Annotated in this window: 16 protein-coding genes and 1 tRNA gene; 3 read left to right on the top strand and 14 right to left on the bottom strand. The window is 65.1% G+C overall.

Features of this window, described 5'->3' with window-relative positions:
* The first annotated feature begins 100 nt into the window (after nucleotides 1–100).
* Both ACLQ3C_RS19035 and ACLQ3C_RS19040 read left to right on the top strand, forming a co-directional pair.
* On the top strand, nucleotides 101–661 hold the full coding sequence (locus ACLQ3C_RS19035; RefSeq protein WP_425706660.1) for a 2'-5' RNA ligase family protein: 561 nt from the start codon (nucleotides 101–103) through the stop codon (nucleotides 659–661).
* Nucleotides 662–713: 52 nt separating this feature from the next.
* Nucleotides 714–1,559 carry a class I SAM-dependent methyltransferase gene (locus tag ACLQ3C_RS19040; RefSeq protein ID WP_425706678.1) on the top strand — a complete coding sequence of 282 codons (846 nt, stop codon included), beginning with the start codon at nucleotides 714–716 and terminating at the stop codon, nucleotides 1,557–1,559.
* Nucleotides 1,560–1,585: 26 nt separating this feature from the next.
* Here the strand turns inward: ACLQ3C_RS19040 and ACLQ3C_RS19045 are convergent, their stop codons facing one another.
* The 13 genes from ACLQ3C_RS19045 to ACLQ3C_RS19105 form a co-directional block, all read right to left on the bottom strand.
* Nucleotides 1,586–2,368 carry an amino acid ABC transporter ATP-binding protein gene (locus ACLQ3C_RS19045; RefSeq protein ID WP_425706661.1) on the bottom strand — a complete coding sequence of 261 codons (783 nt, stop codon included), beginning with the start codon at nucleotides 2,366–2,368 and terminating at the stop codon, nucleotides 1,586–1,588.
* Nucleotides 2,355–3,323 (bottom strand): amino acid ABC transporter permease, encoded by a 969-nt coding sequence (locus ACLQ3C_RS19050; protein ID WP_425706662.1) that lies wholly within the window; start codon nucleotides 3,321–3,323, stop codon nucleotides 2,355–2,357. The genes ACLQ3C_RS19045 and ACLQ3C_RS19050 overlap by 14 nt, the downstream gene beginning before the upstream one ends.
* Before the next feature lie 4 nt (nucleotides 3,324–3,327).
* Nucleotides 3,328–4,263, bottom strand: a complete 936-nt coding sequence (locus ACLQ3C_RS19055; RefSeq protein WP_425706663.1) for an ABC transporter substrate-binding protein — start codon at nucleotides 4,261–4,263, stop codon at nucleotides 3,328–3,330.
* Nucleotides 4,264–4,398: 135 nt separating this feature from the next.
* Entirely contained in the window at nucleotides 4,399–5,478 is a 1,080-nt protein-coding gene (locus tag ACLQ3C_RS19060) for an isocitrate/isopropylmalate dehydrogenase family protein (protein WP_425706664.1), read from the bottom strand.
* Between the two features lie 37 nt (nucleotides 5,479–5,515).
* Nucleotides 5,516–6,037 (bottom strand): hypothetical protein, encoded by a 522-nt coding sequence (locus ACLQ3C_RS19065; RefSeq protein WP_425706665.1) that lies wholly within the window; start codon nucleotides 6,035–6,037, stop codon nucleotides 5,516–5,518.
* A 10-nt stretch (nucleotides 6,038–6,047) separates the two neighbouring features.
* On the bottom strand, nucleotides 6,048–8,777 hold the full coding sequence (polA, locus tag ACLQ3C_RS19070) for a DNA polymerase I (RefSeq protein ID WP_425706666.1): 2,730 nt from the start codon (nucleotides 8,775–8,777) through the stop codon (nucleotides 6,048–6,050).
* Between the two features lie 64 nt (nucleotides 8,778–8,841).
* Entirely contained in the window at nucleotides 8,842–9,408 is a 567-nt protein-coding gene (locus tag ACLQ3C_RS19075; RefSeq protein ID WP_425706667.1) for a GNAT family N-acetyltransferase, read from the bottom strand.
* A gap of 39 nt (nucleotides 9,409–9,447) precedes the next feature.
* Nucleotides 9,448–10,230 (bottom strand): ABC transporter ATP-binding protein, encoded by a 783-nt coding sequence (locus ACLQ3C_RS19080; protein ID WP_425706668.1) that lies wholly within the window; start codon nucleotides 10,228–10,230, stop codon nucleotides 9,448–9,450.
* Nucleotides 10,214–11,182 carry an ABC transporter ATP-binding protein gene (locus ACLQ3C_RS19085; protein ID WP_425706669.1) on the bottom strand — a complete coding sequence of 323 codons (969 nt, stop codon included), beginning with the start codon at nucleotides 11,180–11,182 and terminating at the stop codon, nucleotides 10,214–10,216. Before ACLQ3C_RS19085 ends, ACLQ3C_RS19080 begins: the two co-directional genes overlap by 17 nt.
* Nucleotides 11,179–12,387, bottom strand: coding sequence for a branched-chain amino acid ABC transporter permease (locus ACLQ3C_RS19090; protein ID WP_425706670.1), 1,209 nt, complete (start codon nucleotides 12,385–12,387; stop codon nucleotides 11,179–11,181). The genes ACLQ3C_RS19085 and ACLQ3C_RS19090 overlap by 4 nt, the downstream gene beginning before the upstream one ends.
* A complete protein-coding gene (locus ACLQ3C_RS19095) occupies nucleotides 12,384–13,430 on the bottom strand; it encodes a branched-chain amino acid ABC transporter permease (protein ID WP_425706671.1) in 1,047 nt (348 codons plus the stop codon). The genes ACLQ3C_RS19090 and ACLQ3C_RS19095 overlap by 4 nt, the downstream gene beginning before the upstream one ends.
* A gap of 86 nt (nucleotides 13,431–13,516) precedes the next feature.
* On the bottom strand, nucleotides 13,517–14,740 hold the full coding sequence (locus ACLQ3C_RS19100) for a branched-chain amino acid ABC transporter substrate-binding protein (protein ID WP_425706672.1): 1,224 nt from the start codon (nucleotides 14,738–14,740) through the stop codon (nucleotides 13,517–13,519).
* Nucleotides 14,741–14,902: 162 nt separating this feature from the next.
* Nucleotides 14,903–15,526: an ANTAR domain-containing response regulator gene (locus tag ACLQ3C_RS19105; RefSeq protein WP_425706673.1), complete on the bottom strand. Its 624-nt coding sequence runs from the start codon at nucleotides 15,524–15,526 to the stop codon at nucleotides 14,903–14,905.
* 146 nt (nucleotides 15,527–15,672) lie between these two features.
* On the opposite strand from ACLQ3C_RS19105, the gene ACLQ3C_RS19110 reads away from it, so the two are divergent.
* Nucleotides 15,673–15,746: transfer RNA gene (locus ACLQ3C_RS19110), tRNA-Leu, on the top strand.
* 15 nt (nucleotides 15,747–15,761) lie between these two features.
* Here the strand turns inward: ACLQ3C_RS19110 and ACLQ3C_RS19115 are convergent.
* Nucleotides 15,762–16,502 (bottom strand): tyrosine-type recombinase/integrase, encoded by a 741-nt coding sequence (locus ACLQ3C_RS19115; RefSeq protein WP_425706674.1) that lies wholly within the window; start codon nucleotides 16,500–16,502, stop codon nucleotides 15,762–15,764.
* Nucleotides 16,503–16,741: the final 239 nt, after the last annotated feature.

The following is a 16,741-nucleotide window of genomic DNA, read 5'->3' on the forward strand; positions in this document are numbered from 1 at the left end:
CGAAACCCGACACCGACACCGTGAATCCCGACACAGTCAATCGGACACACCGCACACGTGCGCGGTGAGACCGCACATGTGGACAACAGGAGGTGCAACGATGGTGCACTCGATCGAATTCCTCCTCGATGACGCTGGTGATCAGCGGATACGCGCGCAATGGGCAGCGCTGGCCGAGGCCGGACTGCCGAGCCAGGCCCGGATCCACTCGGCGACCAACCGTCCGCATATCACGGCCATCGCGGCCGGAACCGTCTCCGCCGAGGTCGACGCCGCGCTCGCGACGGTCGGAATGCGGCTGCCGACTCCGGTGACGCTCGGCGCCGTGGTGATGTTCGGCCATGGTCCGCGGCGGGTGCTTGCGCGTCTGGTGGTGCCCACCGCTGAACTGCTTTCGGTCCATGCGGCGATCGTGCGTCTCGACGCCGAGCACACTGCCCGGGCTGACGGAAGCGCCTCGATGTTCGAGCACTCGCATCCGGGTTCGTGGACGGCACACATCACACTCGCTCGGCGAGTGGAGGTCGACCAGATCGGACGGGCACTGCAAGTGCTCGACGCCACACACCGTGAGAACGACAACGCCACTGCCGTCATCGCGTTGCGCCGCTGGGACGGCGACGCCGAAGTCGAGCACGTCGTCGCCGGCCGGAACTGCTGACGCCACGGTGCAGCCGTAGCCGCCCGGCCGCCGGCCGTACGATCACCACGTGGTGGACGAACCGAACAATGCCGACTCCGTCGGATCCGCGCCCCGTCAGCTGGGACCGATCGACTCGATCACCAGTGAACGCGCCAATCGGGCATGGTGGGATGCCGAGACATTCGACTATCACGCCGAGCACGGCGAGTTCCTCGGTACCGCCACACCTGGCGGCGACTTCGTCTGGTGTCCGGAGGATCTACGAGAACGCGACGCTCATCTTCTCGGCGACGTTCGCGGACGTTCGGTGCTGGAGATCGGCTGCGGCTCGGCGCCTTGCGCACGATGGCTCGCGACCCAAGGTGCCGAGGTGGTGGCGATCGATCTCTCGCACCGGATGCTCGGCCACGGGTTGGCGGCGATGGAACTGTTCGACGAGACCCGCGTTCCGCTTGTACAGGCCACGGCCGAGGCGCTCCCTTTTGCCGACGCATCGTTCGACATCGCGTTCTCGTCGTTCGGGGCGGTACCGTTCGTCGCCGATTCGGCCGGAGTGATGGCCGAGGTCACGCGCATCCTGGTACCGGGCGGCCGGTGGGTGTTCTCGGTCAATCATCCCATGCGGTGGATGTTTCCCGATGATCCCGGACCCGACGGCCTGACGGTCGCGATCCCCTATTTCAATCGGACCCCATATTCCGAGGCCGACTCCGACGGCACCATCACCTACGTCGAACATCACCGCACGATCGGCGATCGCGTCCGCGAGATCCGTTCTGCCGGTCTGATACTCGATGACATCGTGGAGCCGGAGTGGCCCGAAGATCTCGATCGCGTCTGGGGGCAGTGGAGTCCCCTTCGCGGACAATACTTTCCGGGCACCGCGATCTTCTGCTGTACCAAACCCGACTGCTGACGCGACGGCCTCGGCGGCGCCGTGGCTCATAGGATCCTGGACAGGAAACTCTGTGTCCGTTCGTGCTGCGGAGCCGCGAGAACCTCACGCGGGACGCCTTTTTCGACGACGACCCCGCCATCCATGAACGCAAGTTGATCGGCGACCTCGCGGGCGAACCCCATCTCGTGGGTCACGACCACCATTGTCATTCCCGACGCGGCGAGTCCACGCATCACGCCGAGTACCTCACCGACCAGTTCGGGATCGAGAGCCGATGTCGGTTCGTCGAACAACATCAATTTGGGATCCATCGCAAGCGCCCGCGCGATAGCGACCCGCTGCTGCTGACCGCCCGACAATTGCGCCGGGTAGGTGTCGGCCTTGTCGGCCAGGCCGACACGGTCGAGCAACTCGCGGGCCCGCGCCACCGCCACGTCCTTCTTCTGCTTTTTGACCTGGGTTGGGGCCTCGATCACGTTCTCCAGCGCGGTGCGGTGCGGAAACAGGTTGAAGTGCTGGAACACCATGCCGATGTCGCGACGCTGACGGGCCGCGTCCTTCGCGCTCATCTCGTAGAGTTTGCCGCCCTTCTCCCGGTAGCCGATGAGATCGCCGTCGACGTTGAGTCGGCCGGCGTTGACCACCTCGAGGTGGTTCACACAGCGGAGGAACGTCGACTTACCGGATCCGGACGGCCCGATCAGGCAGAGCACTTCACCCTTGGCGACATCGAGGCTGATGCCCTTGAGGACTTCCAGCGTGCCGAAGCTCTTGCACACCCGGTCGGCAAGGACCATCGGCCGGTCGGTGCCGTCAGCGCCGCTCATCACTCTCCTCACCCACCACGATCGCGTTGTTCTGTGCGGCGGCCATCGCCTTGAGTTGCCGGCCGGTCAGCTGCCGTGACGCGCCGCGCGAGTAGTGGCGCTCGAGGTAGTACTGCCCGACCATCAGCACGCTGGTCGCCACGAGGTACCAGGTCGACGCGACGAGCAATAGCGGAATCGGCTGGAAGTTGACACCCGAGATGTCATGCGCCACACCGTAGAGCTCAAGGCTGAACGGGACCGCCGTGACCAGGCTGGTGGTCTTCAGCATGCTGATGACCTCGTTTCCGGTCGGCGGGATGATGACCCGCATCGCCTGCGGCAGCACGGTGCGCCGCATCGTCTGCGTCCACGACATCCCGAGCGCCACCGACGCCTCGGTCTGCCCCTCACCGACCGATGAGATACCGGCCCGGACGATCTCGGCCATATAGGCCGATTCGTTGAGCGCCAGGCCGATCATCGCGAACGTGAAGGCCGCATTGAGTGACTGGATGTCGAAGTGCGCGAACTGCTGGACGAATGGAATTCCGAGATCGATCTGCTTGTACAGCGACGGAAACAAGCCCCAGAAGACGAGCTGGACGTAGACCGGTGTGCCGCGAAAGATCCACAGATACACCCACGACACCGCCCGGAGCACCGGGTTGGGCGACAGCCGCATGATCGCCAGCAAGACACCGAGCACGATTGCGATCACCATCGACAGCACCGTGAGCGCAAGGGTGTATCCGAGCCCCTTGAGGATTCGGGTGTCGAACAGGTACTTCGCGTACGTCCCCCAGCCGTAGGCGCTGTTGGTCGCGGCGCCGTAGACGAAGAGGAAGACCAGGACGAGCACGATCGCCGCGGCGATCCATTGCCCCGGATGTCGAAGTGGGACGGCCTTGATCGGTGCCGGCTCCGTCGAACTGTCGGAACCGACACCGACCGGGCCGGCGGTCGGTGTGCTCACCCGGTCAGCTGGTCGCGCCGTTGACGACCGCGGTCGGGATGACTCCCGCCCCGACACCCCAGTGGTCGGCGATCGCCTTGGAATGGCCGTTGTCGATGAGGTATTGGACGGCCTTCTGGATCGCCGGCACCAGCGGGGAGCCCTTGGCTATCGGATATCCGTAAGGCGCCGAGTCGAAGACCGCACCGGCGGGCTCGATCTTCCCACCGGCCTGCTTGATCGCGTACGCGGTCACCGGCGAATCGGCGGACATGGCATCGACCCGACCCAGCACCAGGGCATTGGTCGCCTCGGACTGGTCGGTGAACTTGACCTTCTCGATCGCCGGTTTGCCCGCGTCGGTACACGCCTTGCTCTTGGCCGGGATCTCGTCGGTGTCCTGGATGGTCGTGGCCTGGACCGCAACCTTTTTGCCGCACGCATTGTTCGGGTCGACGCTGCGGCCGGCCTGCTGCGCCCATTGGGTGCCGGCCTGGAAGTACGTCACGAAGTCGACCTGCTGCTGACGTTCCTTGGTGTCGGTGAACGAGGACATCCCGATATTGAAGGTACCGGCCTGTACCGCCGGGATGATCTTGTCGAAGTCGGCCTCCTTGTAGACCGGCGTCAACCCGAGCACCTTCCCGATGGCATTCATGAGGTCGATATCGAACCCGATGATCTGACCGTTGCTGTCCTTGAATTCGTTGGGGGTGTAGGGCACGTTGACGCCGACGATCAGCTGACCGGAGTCCCGGATCGGCGCAGGCAGCAAGGCGGCGATGTCGGCCTGCTTCGCGACGTCGACCGTCGTCGGCCCGATCGCGGCGCTCGAACCGCCACCGGTCGACTCGTTGTCGTTGTTCGAGCAACCGGCCGCCACCAGGGCGGTGACCGCGACCGACAGCATGAACATCCCGGGCAGGCGCCGCAGGCGGCCTATCGATCTGAGATCGCGCATCACAAATCCCTTCGCCCCGATGTCACCTCGGAGCACGTCGGTCGAATCGGGAGCAGGACCGCCCCCTCGCGGTCTGAACATACTTCCTCGGCGGCGCTTTCACCGGGTGGTTACGAGAGATTTACCGTCTGCCGGTTACCGATCGAGGTGGGCGACTATGGATTCCCCGACCTCAGATGTCGTGGCCGTACCGCCGAGGTCCGGTGTGCACACCCCGTCGGCGACTACTGCCGCCACCGCCTCGTCGATTGCGCCGGCGCACCGCACCAACCGATCGTCGTCGTGACGAATCCCCAACCATCGCAATGCCATCGCCGTCGAGGCGACGATCGCGATCGGGTTGGCGATGCCTTGCCCGGCGATGTCGGGCGCGGCACCGTGGGCGGCTTGGGCCATCACCACGGTGTCCGAGCAGTTGATCGAGCCCGCCGTTCCGAGCGAACCCGCCAATTCGCCGGCGAGGTCGGAGAGGATGTCGCCGAAGAGATTCTCGGTGACGATGACGTCGAAGTCTGCCGGACGGCGCACGAGCAGCGCGGCCATCGCGTCGACGTGTTTGTCGTCGACGGTGAGTTCGGGATATCGGCCGGCGACGTCACGACACGCGTCACGGAACAGTCCGGTGGTCAACCGCAGTACGTTCGCCTTGTGGACGATGGTCAGCCGGCCCGACCGCTCGCGGGCCAGTCGGCATGCCTGATGGGCGATGCGTTCGGTGGCCTGGCGTGTGACCACACCAACCGCCAAGGCAAGATCGGGAGTCGGCATGAATTCGCCGGAACCGACCGCCATGTTGCGGTCGGCGTACAAGCCCTCGGAGTTCTCCCGGGCGATCACGACATCGAGATCGGGCGCGAGGGCGTCGACGCCCGGAAAAGCCCGGCACGGGCGGAGATTGGCGTAGAGACCGTACCGTTTGCGGACGATGGCGCCCGGCGCCGGCCCTTCGGCGAAGCGCGCGGGATAGCCGGCGGAGTCGTGCGGTCCGAGGACCCAGATGTCCAGGCCGTCGAGGGCACCCAACGTCTCCTCCGGCACCGGGGTGTCGTGAGAGTCGATCGCGTCGCGGCCGAGAGACAGGGGGAGCCAGTCGAATTCGACCCCGATGCGGGCGGCGGCCGCATCGGCCACCGCCACCGCCACCGGGACGATCTCCGGACCGATGCCGTCGCCGTTCATCACACCGATGGGCAGCGCAGCGTTGGCGTGGTTCATCTGTCGAGCGTATCCGCCGTCGCCGATCGGCCTGATGTCACTCGACGCGCGGTTTGATCAGACACGATCCCTGCGCGAAGCGCGCGCACACGTCAGCCGCCTCGTCGCGGGAGCGGGCCGGGCGGGCCACCACATATCGGCTCGACGATCCGAGCATCTCGCCGGGCAGGATGAGCGATCCGTAGTGCTCGTCGCGGTTGCGCGCGGCCTTGTGATAGCTGTCGAACGCGCCGAACTGTGCGTACCAGACCGTGTCGGCGACCGGCGGTACCGCGCCCGACGTATCGTCGGTACTCGCTTCGGTGGTGCCCGAGTCGGTCGGGTCGTCGGACTCGCTCGGCGTGGTCTGCGACGGGGTCGCCGACTGCGTCGCCGTCGCGGTGACGACCACCGTGGGTGCGCTCGGCGTGGTCGTCTCGCTACTCGAGACCGAATTCCATTGACTGTGAGACAGTTTCAGACCGAGGATGACTGCCGCCACGACGAGCAGGCCGACGACGACACCGACCACCACCGGGATCACCCACGGGGGACGGTTCGGTCGCTGGTCGGGATACACGTATCGGCCTCTAGTGCGCGGCGTCGTCCCACGATCGGCCGTAGCCGATCGACACCTCCAGTGGGACCGACAGTTCGATGGCCCTTCCCATCTCCTCGCGTACCACCGCCTCGACCTTCTCGCGTTCGGAGTCGACCACCTCGACGACGAGTTCGTCGTGGACCTGCAACAGCATCCGCGACTGCAGCGACTCGGCCGCCAAACGCTCGTGCACGTTGATCATGGCCACCTTGATGATGTCGGCGGCGGTGCCCTGAATGGGGGCGTTGAGCGCCATCCGTTCGGCCGACTGGCGTCGCTGCCAGTTGTCGCTGTTGAGGTCGGGCAGGTAGCGGCGCCGGCCGAAGAGTGTGGCGGTGTACTCGTTGCGCCGGGCCGCGGCGACCACGTCCTGTAGATAGTCGCGCACCCCACCGAACCGGGCGAAGTAGGCCTCCATCTGGTCCTTGGCCTCATCGCGACTGATCCGCAACTGCGCGGCGAGACCAAAAGCGCTGAGCCCGTACGCAAGTCCGTAGGACATGGCCTTGACCCGGTGACGCATCTCGGTGGTCACCTCGTCGATCGGCACCCCGAAGGCACGGGAACCGACGAAGTTGTGCAGGTCTTCTCCGGTGTTGAAGGCCTCGATCAGGCCCTCGTCCTCTGACAGGTGCGCCATGATCCGCATCTCGATCTGGCTGTAGTCGGCGGTCATGAGGTCGTCGTAGCCCGCGCCCACGACGAAGCCACGCCGGATCTGCCTCCCCGCGTCGGTCCGGACCGGGATGTTCTGCAGGTTCGGCTCGGTGGACGACAACCGTCCGGTGGCGGCGACGGTCTGGTTGAAGGTGGTGTGGATGCGTCCGTCGTCGGCGACAGACTTCAGCAGCCCGTCGACGGTGACCTTGAGCCGCGTGGCGTCACGATGTTCGAGCAGATGCGCGAGAAACGGGTGGTCGGTCTTCTCATAGAGGGTCTGCAGCGCATCGGCGTCGGTCGTGTACCCGGTTTTGGTCTTCTTGGTCTTGGGCATCTCCAGTTTGTCGAAGAGGACGGTCTGCAGTTGTTTGGGCGACCCGAGATTGATCTGCTCGCCGATGACCTCGTAGGCGGCCTCGGCCGCGGTCCGGATGCGCTCGGAGAATTCCTCTTCCAATGTCCCGAAGTGGTCGACGTCGACAGCGATGCCGGCGGCTTCGAGGTCGGCAAGGACGAACAGCAGCGGCAACTCCATGTCGGTGAGCAACGGCCGGGATTCGATCCGGTCGAGTTCGGTGTCGAGGGTGTCGGCCAGTTCGGCGACCGCACTCGCCTCGAGCATGTGCGTCTCGGCCTGCTGAGCGAGCCCACCATCCTCGTCGAGCAGTGAGAGTTGGTCGTTGCCCGCTCCGTCATCGGCGCGCAGTTCGCGGCGCAGATACCGCAGCGCGAGGTCGTCGAGATTGAACGACCGTTGCCCCGGCCGCACGAGATATGCGGCGAGGGCGGTGTCGCTGGTGACACCGCGCAATGTCCAGTGCCGCGACCGTAGCGCGTGAATCGCCCACTTGGTCTCGTGAAGCGCTTTCGGCTTGCTCGCGTCGGCCAGCCACCGGCCGATCTCCTGCTCGTCGGCGGGGTCGAGTTGGGTGATGTCGACGTACGCCGACACACCGTCGGCCCCGGCGAGGGCGATGCCCGTCACGTCGGCGCCGACGACGGTGTGCGGTGAACTGACCGTCAGGCCGGTCCGGCCGGTCTGGGTGTGTGCGCTCAGCCAGGAGCCGACCTCGCCGGGCGCGAGGACCGAGCCGTCGAGGTCGAAGCCCGATTCGGCCTCGGGTTCGACCGAGGAGAGCGTGGCGAACAGTCGGTCGCGCAGCACCCGGAACTCGAGGTCGTCGAACAACCGATGAATCCGGTCGCGGTCCCAGCCGACCATCGCCAGATCGTCGGGTGCGGCCGGCAACTGCATGTCCCGGATGAGTTCGGTCAGTTGCCGATTGGTCTGGACCGAGGCGAGGTTGGCGCGCAGCGCGTCACCGACCTTGCCCTTGACCTCGTCGACGTGATCGACCAGTGATGCCAACGAGCCGTACTCGCGAATCCACTTCGATGCCGTCTTCTCCCCCACGCCGGGGATACCCGGCAGGTTGTCGCTCGGATCGCCGCGCAGCGCCGCGTAGTCGGGGTACTGCGTCGGGGTGAGCCCGTACTTCTTCTCGACTTCCTCGGGGGTGAAGCGGGTCAGCTCCGACACCCCCTTGCGCGGGTAGAGGACGGTCACCGAGTCGTCGACCAGTTGCAGCGAGTCCCGGTCACCGGTGACGACGAGCACCTTGAATCCTTGCGCCTCGGCCTGGGTGGCCAGGGTCGCGATGATGTCGTCGGCCTCGTACCCGTCGATCGCCATCACCTGGATACCCAGCGCGTCGAGGACCTCCTTGGTGACGTCGACCTGCCCGCTGAACTCGTCCGGCGACTTCGACCGCTGCGCCTTGTACTCCGGGAACATGTCCGAGCGGAAGGTCTTGCGCGATACGTCGAACGCCGCCGCGATATGCGTGGGCTCCTCGTCGCGGAGCAGGTTGATCAGCATCGAGGTGAAGCCGTAGACGGCGTTGGTGTGCTGTCCGGTCTCGGTCTGGAAGTTCTCCGCAGGCAGGGCGAAGAATGCCCGGTAGGCCAGGGAATGTCCGTCGAGCAGCATCAGCGTCGGCTGGGTGGTCTTCGGCTTGGTCTTGCCTCGGGTGGCGGTCGAACTCTGTGCGGGACTCACCCCAGCGAGTCTAGTGATGCCCTCCGACACCGACGACACCCCGCACAGGCGCGCGCCGAAGGCCTCAGCCCCGGCGATACATGGGCCACACCGAGGGCCCGTTCGGCAACCGCACCTCCTGCACCACCTCGAACCCGAAGCGCTCGTAGAGCGGGATGTTCGCCTCGTTCGAGCTCTCCAGATACGCCGGTCCCTCCACTCGCGCCACGCCTGCCTCCAGCAGAGCAGTGCCGACGCCGACTCCCTTCTCGACGGCGCCGAGCTGCGCGAGATACCAATGCGGCTCTTTCGGCTGCAGCTTCGAGAAGGTGTCCTCGAGATATTTGCCCCGCCTGATACCGGCGCGCAGCGCCCGCACGAAACCCGGTATCGCCCGGAGTTGGTTGGTTCGCGACACCCGATGGCCCGGCGGATCCCACACCGCGATCCCAGCGAACCCGCCGTCGCGCAGGGCAAGGTCATGCGCCACGTCGCTGTGGTGGGCCCACCGGACCAGTGTGCGGAACATCAGGACGTCGCCGCGTGGGTCGGACGTCACCCACCGGGTGACCGGGTCCTCGGCAAACGCTTGCGCCAGAAGCGAACTGACGACATCAAGATCTCGGGTGGGAACGATCGTGGTCTCGACCATACCCCGAGTCTACGCACGGCCGCGCACGCCGCCGGCGGCTCACGCGACCCCGAGGTAGGCCTCCCGAACCGCGTCGTCGACGAGAAGATCCTTGCCGGGACCTTCCTTGGTGATCGATCCGGTTTCCAGGATGTAGCCGCGATCGGAGCGGCTCAGCGCCTGCTGGGCGTTCTGCTCGACGAGCAGGATCGTGGTGCCCTCGGCGTTGATCTGTGCGATGATCCGGAAGATCTGCTGGATCACCATGGGCGCCAAACCCATCGACGGTTCGTCGAGGAGCAGGAGCTTCGGCCGCGCCATCAGCGCCCGGCCGATGGCCAGCATCTGCTGTTCGCCACCGGACATGGTGCCGCCGAACTGCTTACGCCGCTCGCCGAGTCGCGGGAAGACATCGAAAACATGCTCAAGCGCCGCATTGTAGGCCGCCTTGTTCTCGAATTTCCTTCCGTAGCAGCCCATGTCGAGGTTCTCCAGGACCGTCATCCCGGGAAAGATCCGGCGCCCCTCGGGCACCTGGATGATGCCGCGTCCGACCCGCTCGTGCGGCGCGAGCCGGGTGATCGACTCGCCGTTGAAGCGGATGTCGCCCGAGGAGAGCTTGTTCAATCCCGAGATGCCACGCATCGTCGTGGATTTGCCGGCACCGTTCGCACCGAGCAGCGTCACCAGTTCGCCTCGGCCGACGCTCAGCGAGATGCCGTGCAGCGCACGGATCCGCCCGTAGTGGATGACGACGTCGATCAATTCGAGCACCGGCCCATCCGGCGCTGCCCGATCGGCCGGCGCCGCCTCGGGCGCCTTCTTCTCACGCGATTTCTTCATCGGGGACTCCCAGGTATGCGGCGATGACCGCCGGGTTGTCGCGGACCTCGCGCGGGGGTCCGTCGGCGATCTTGCGACCGAATTCGAGCACCACGATCCGGTCGGTCACCCCCATGACCAGTCGCATGTCGTGTTCGATCAGCAGGACCGTGTACCCGTCGTCGCGGATCTTCTCGATCAGACCCATGAGTGCGGTCTTCTCACTGGGGTTGAATCCCGCGGCGGGCTCGTCGAGACACAGCAGTTTGGGTTCGGTGGCCAGTGCCCGGGCGATCTCGAGGCGACGCTGGTCGCCGTAGGGCAGATTCGACGCCTTCTCCGCGGCACGCGGTCCGATTCCGACGAATTCCAGCAACGCCATCCCCCGGTCGACGGCGTCGCGTTCTTCGCGGTAGTGCCGTGGGGTGCGGAAGATCCCGCCGACCACCGACGTCTTGTGCCGTGCGTCGGTGCCCACACACACGTTCTCCAGCGCGGTCATCTCGCCCCACAGGCGCACGTTCTGGAATGTGCGCGCGATACCTCGTCGGGTGATCTTGTGCTGCTTGAGTTTTCCCAGCGGTGCGTTGTCGAAGGTCACTGTTCCCCGCGTCGGCCGGTAGACCCCGGTGATCGCGTTGAAGCAGGTGGTCTTGCCGGCACCGTTGGGCCCGATGAGCCCGAGAATCTCGCCGCGTCTGATCTCGAAGCTGACGTCGTCGAGGGCGGCGAGCCCACCGAACTCCACGGTGAGGCCCTCGACCCGCAGCAGCGCCTCACCTTCTTCGACGGCGATGTCGCGTTGCGGTGCAACCACTTCGGCGACGGCGGCCGGATCGGCGAGGTCGGGATCGACGGCGGCCGGATCGACCACGGTGGTGGCTTCGGCATCTGCGCGGACCTCGGCGATTTGTTTGGTGAGATCGGGTGTCGTATCCCGGCCGGCCGGTTCGTCGGGCAGATGGTGACTCATGCCGGTACCTCCTCGGCATCGGGCGATGCGGGCTTCGGGTTGCGCCGCACCGCGGCGTACACCTGCCGCCCGAAGGTGATCAGCCGCGCCCGCGCCGGGAAGAGACCCTGCGGACGGAAGATCATCAGCACGACCAGCGCGATGCCGAAGAACAGATACTTGTACTCACTGAGCGCCTGGCCACCCACCTCGATGCCCTGCACCCGCGCCGGTAGATAGACGACGATGAACGCGCCCGCGATCACTCCGAGTTTGTTGCCCTGACCACCCAGGACCACGGCACACAGGAACAGCATCGAGTTGATGACGGTGAACGCCTTCGGGTCGATGTACTGCACCTGCCCGGCGTAGACCGCCCCCGACAGTCCCCCGATGCCGGCGCCGATGACGAACGCCCACAGTTTGTACTTGAAGGTCGGGACACCCATGATCTCCGCGGCGTCCTCGTCCTCCCGGATCGCCACCCAGGAGCGGCCGACTCGGCTGCGTTCGAGGTTGCCGATGACGATGAGCACGATGATCACCGCAACGATTCCCAGCCAGTACCACCACACGCCGTAGTTGAGTGTCGAGGCGTTGTTCCCGGTGGAGAAGACGCCGCCCGGACTCTGGGCCGACCGGCCCAGCTGCGGATAGAGGACCCCTTGCAGCCCCGAAGCGCCGTTGGTGATGTCGGTGAGATTGTCGGCGAGCAGCCGCACGATCTCGCCGAAGCCGAGGGTGACGATCGCGAGATAGTCGCCGCGAACACGCAGGGTCGGGGTCCCCAGGATGAGACCGGTGATCCCGGTGGCGACGATGGCCAGCGGCACACAGGCCGGCCATGCCCACGGTCCGGAGAAGAACCCGTGATCGGCGCTGTTCCACAACGGGCTCGACGGGCTCGTCATCAGGGCCACGGTGTAGGCGCCGACAGCATAGAAGCCGACATAACCGAGGTCGAGCAGACCGGTCTGGCCGACCACCACGTTGAGGCCTATCGCGATCAGCGCGGTCATGGCGAACGTGGCCATCACGACGCCGAAGTTGGTGGCGGTCGTTGTGATCAGCGGCGGCTTGATGACCGGCAACAAGGCCAACAGGACGATCAGCGGCACACCGACCAGCCATTGCTGCACGCGCGGCAGTCCCGCCCACCATCCGCGGATGGCATCGCCGACGCCGTGGCGTCCGGGCGCCGTCACCTCAGGGGTTCCCGTCGTCATACTCTCGCCTTCCCGAGCTTCTCCCCCAGAATGCCCGTCGGACGGAACATCAGCACCAGGATCAGCAGAGCGAATGCCACGACGTCCTTCCACTGATTGCCCAGCAGCACCGACCCGTAGTTCTCCATCACGCCCAACAGCAGCCCGCCGAGCACGGCGCCGCGGACGTTACCGATCCCGCCGAGCACCGCGGCGCAGAACGCCTTGATGCCCAGGATGAAGCCGCCATTGAAGATGATCCCGTTCGGCACCCGCAAGGTGTAGAGCAACGCTGCCGCACCCGCGAGCAGACCACCGATGAGGAAGGTGATCAGGATGATTCGTTCCCGGGACACCCCCATGAGCAGTGCGGCATCGGGGTCCTGGGCCACCGAGCGAATTCCTCGTCCAAGCCTCGTCCGGTTGATCACGAAATCGGTCCCGAGGCCGAGCACGATGGCCGACAGGATGATCACCATTGTCAGGTTGGTGACCGGTGCGCCGAAGATCGTGAATTCCTCGACGGGCTGGGCCAGCCTGATGGTCGGCTGTGCCGACGAGCCGCCGAGCGGCGGATCCACGGGAACCTTCGGCAGCACGTAGTGCACGAACTCCTGCAGCACGAACGACATACCGATCGCGGTGATGAGGAACGCCAGCGGTTTGGCATTGCGCTTGCGCAACGGCCGATAGGCGACGAACTCCAGCCCCACGGCCGCACCGCCGCCCACGACCATCCCGAACAGTCCCGCGCCGACCAGATAGACGACGGTCATCAACGTGCCCTCGGCGTAGGTGTTGCCCGACGGGCTGAATCCCATGAGGAGCAAGCCGATATATGTGCCGAACATGCCGAGCATGAACACTTCCGAATGTGCGAAGTTGATCAGCCGCAGAACGCCGTAGACCAGCGTGTAGCCAACTGCGACAAGCGCATACACCGAACCGTAGGTCAGCCCCTCGATGGTGAGTCCCCAGAACCCGTGCACCAGCGAGTGGACATCGAATCCGATGGTCGATGCCACCGCGCTTGTCGTCTGGGCCACCAGATATGTGGTGGTCATTCGTCCCCTTCAGGATTGATCTCACAGCACTCGGCGCGCCCGGGCGCTTATCGCGCCACGGGCGCACCAGGTGATGGAAACGGTGCTTACTTGACCTGGTACATCCAGATCAGAGATGTCGAGAGCTCACCCTTCGGAGTCCACGAATACTGTCGGGCAAGGCCGGCGCCGTGGTACTGCGAGATGTACTGCAACATCTTCGGGCGGGTGGTGTTGCCTTCCTCGATGCCCTTCATCATGATCGACGCGATGTCGTAGGCCTCAACGGAATACACACCAGGGGCCTGGTTGAACGCCGCCTTGTACTGGGTCGCGAACTGCGACGGCGCCGGGCCGCACGGACAGGACAGGTACGCACCCTTGGCGGAGTCGCCGGCCTGCGCGGTGAACTGCGGGTCATTCGACCCGTCACCGGACACGAACACCACATTCGACGCAGCCGACTTCAGCTGCTGGGCCAGCGGCGCGGCCTCCGAGTAGTAGCCGGCGTAGAACAGTGCATCAGGTTGGGCCGCAGTGACTTTGGACAGGACCGCCGAGAAGTCACGTTCACCCTTCTTGACGTCGCCCGAGCAATCGGCATCGGCGTTGGAGCCCAGGGCGGCGGTGACCGCACTGGCGAGTCCGGCACCGTAGTCGGTGTCGTCCTTGATCACGCACACCTTCTTCTTGCCGAGCTTCTTGGTGAGGTAGTTGGCGACGGCAGGGCCCTGCACATCATCGTTGGCCAGTCCGCGGAAGAAGGTCTTCCAACCATTGTTGGTCAAGGTCGGGTTGGTCGCCGACGCTGTCACCGACACCAGACCGGCCTGGTTGAAGATGCCACCGGTGGCCTTGGTCTCGCCGGAGAAGGCCGGACCGATGAGCCCGGTGATGGAGCTGTCGTTGACGATCTGCGGGGCGACCTGGGTGGCCTTCTGCGGATCACCCTCGGTATCAAAGGTCTTCAGGGTGATGGTGCAGTTGGGATTGGCCTTGTTGTGCTGGTCGACGGCCAGTTGTGCGCCGTCCTTGATGTTGATGCCCAACGCCGCGTCGGCACCGGTCAGTGCGCCGGCCGTCGCGATCTTCGCCGGGGCGCAGGTCTTGCCGCCGGGCTGAGCCGGGTTGAGCGCGTTGGCCTCTGCGACCGACGGCTGCTCTTGTCCCGATGTGTCGATCTGCGCGACGGGTGAGATCGTCAGGCCCGAGTTCGCCGCGCCGCTGGATTCCCCCGACCCGGAGTCCGTGGATTTACTGCTACACGCCGACACCGCGAGCATTCCCGCCAATGTCACCGCGATGGCTGCGGTCGCCATTCGACGTCGCATTCTGGTTGCCTCTCATCCGCCCGCCCGGCGACTGCCGGGAGGCCTACCCCGTAGACCTGAGAGGAAACATAGACCGGACGGACGTCTCATGCGACGCATCTCGCCGAAATCGTGCAGTTCACCGCCGACCTTGTTTCAGAGATTTAACGAACGGTCCGTGAATCACTCCTGTGGGCCCAAAGTTTCCACCACGACCTGCGCGACCACCTTCATCGTGGTACGGCGATCCATCGCCGCCCGTTGAATCCACTTGAACGCCTCAGGTTCCGAGAGTGACTGCTTCTCCATCAGCAGCCCTTTGGCCCGCTCGACGAGTTTGCGGGTCTCGAGCCGGTCGGCCATCGAGGCCACTTCACCCTCGAGTTGGCGCAGTTCCTGATAGCGGCTCACCGCCACCTCGATCGCGGGCACCAGGTCGGCCTTGGTGAACGGCTTGACGAGATACGCCATCGCGCCGGCCTCGCGCGCCTTGTCGATGAAGTCGCGCTGGCTGAACGCCGTCAGCATCACCACCGGCGCCAGACGTTTGCTCGCGATCTCGGCGGCCGCATCGATCCCGTCCCGGACCGGCATCTTGATGTCCATGATCACCAGATCCGGACCGAACTGTTCGGTCAGGTCGACCGCCGCCTGGCCGTTGGGTGCCTCACCGACGACGTCGTAGCCCTCCTCCCGAAGCATCTCGATGAGGTCCATCCGGATCAGCGAATCATCCTCGGCCACGAGCACCCGGTGGCCCGTCTGCTGTTGGTCCGACGTTGCCGGAGCACTGTCAACCACGGTCACATCCCCTCCTCCACCTCGAGCGAAAGACCTGCGCGAAACCCCAGGCCACACCCGTCGCATACGACCGGCGATGTCGGAAGCGTACCGGTTGGCCCGCCCGCCGTCCGATCATCTAAACTAGGCTGCCGCGGCACCCACAGCCGCATGCCCTCGTAGCCCAATTGGCAGAGGCAACGGATTCAAAACCCGTCCAGTGTCAGTTCGAGTCTGACCGGGGGCACAATGTCAATGCAGGTCAGGACTGGTTTTCTAAGACGATCGAAGAGGCGCGATCAGACCCGGTATGCAGGCGGTATGCAGCAGCTTCAGCTGCAGCGTCCATCACACGTGCGATTTCGTCCAAATCGTCGGGCATAAGGTGCCCGTAACGATCTAGTGTCATTGTCGCCGTCTTGTGCCCCAGCAGTGTTTGAAGCACCTTTACGTTGGCTCCGGCGCTGATGGCGAGCGAAGCGCACGTGTGCCGCAGTTGATGGGGCGTGACCTTGGGAAATCCCTCAACGGTCTTCGTGCAGGTCTTCACCGCGGGGTCGAAGACCCACCGAAGCGCACCGATCGTCACCCAGGGCGTGCCGGCTGCGGGGGGCCACACCAATTTGCTGGCTGACCGTTTGCCGATCTGCTTCCGGAGCGGCCCGAGTGCAACCCTGGGTACCGGGACTGTCCGTGCAGCGTGGTTCTTGGTCGTTCCCTCCATGTAGCCGTAGCCACGGACATGGGTGGCCGATCGCCGGACCCGGATTCTTGCCGTGTCGAGATCGACGTCGCCGATGCGTAGAGCAGTGGCCTCGCCGAAGCGCAATCCGCAGTAGCCGAGAACCAAGACCAGTGACTCAAAGCGACCGCACTCCTCGGCGAGCCGGATGAGCTGCATGTGATCGAGGTATACATGCTCGGCCTCCAGCCTTCGCGGGAGTTCGATGTCTTCGGCAGGATTTCGGATCAGTAAACCGCTTCTAACGGCAAACTTCAGCACCGCAGAAAGGACTTGGTGAGCCTGGATTACTCTCGAGGGCGAAAGCCCACGGTCACTGAACCTTGAGCCGCCACCCGGAGCACTAAGACTGCTCACCCACTCTTGAACTGCCGTGAAGTCAATGTCGATGAGTCGCACGGACTCCCAGTACGGGAGCACTAACCTCGATTTTTCGTGCCGGTTGTTCAGTGTGCGGGTTTCGCCTCGGATCGGGTTGGTCCGAGGCGGTTTTCGGTGTG

Origin of the sequence: Gordonia sp. DT30 (assembly GCF_049844915.1) — a bacterium.
Lineage (GTDB): Bacteria > Actinomycetota > Actinomycetes > Mycobacteriales > Mycobacteriaceae > Gordonia.